Raw genomic sequence first — 463 nt, 5'->3', positions numbered from 1 at the left:
GGTGGTAGGGCATGGAGCAATCGAACGAGCGCGGGGTCGCTGAACGGCGAGAAGCGCTGTTCGAAGACCTCGCGGAACTTGGGATAGGCGCGGGCGTTTGCGTGCCGGCTTTCGTTGTGTACACCCCACCGCGTACGGCGCGCGGCGATCGAGCGGCGGCCAATGCGATGAAGGAATTGCGACCACTGCTCGCGAAGCTCGCGCGGCGTCGGTTGATTCTGCGATAGGAGAGCAGATGAAAAGGAAGGAGAAGACGCTGCCGCTCTGGCGATTTGGTTGATTTCGCTCGTCGCGGTCATTGCGTGGTGCGGTGTACATGGTGAGCCGGAACAGCCGGTGCAGCAGGAGATTCGCCCGGTTTCGTGCGCTTAGCACGCGGCAGCCGGGCTGTCGTGTGGTCACTCGCCGTGCAAACTTTCGGCCTCGGATAGCACGGCGAGTTTTGGGCGGGGCGGCTTGGAGA

General features: G+C 63.3%; 1 protein-coding gene. It reads right to left on the bottom strand.

The annotated features are described in order from the left end of the window. Window positions 1–299: hypothetical protein (locus tag J5M57_RS28405; protein ID WP_207938531.1), on the bottom strand; the 299-nt coding region annotated here is incomplete at its 3' end. Window positions 300–463 lie beyond the last annotated feature (164 nt).

The organism is Pseudomonas sp. 86_A (assembly GCF_017491705.1).
Lineage (GTDB): Bacteria > Pseudomonadota > Gammaproteobacteria > Pseudomonadales > Pseudomonadaceae > Aquipseudomonas > Aquipseudomonas koreensis.
The sequence above is the reverse complement of the archived record's forward strand: the minus strand, read 5'-3'. Positions and strand labels throughout refer to the sequence as shown.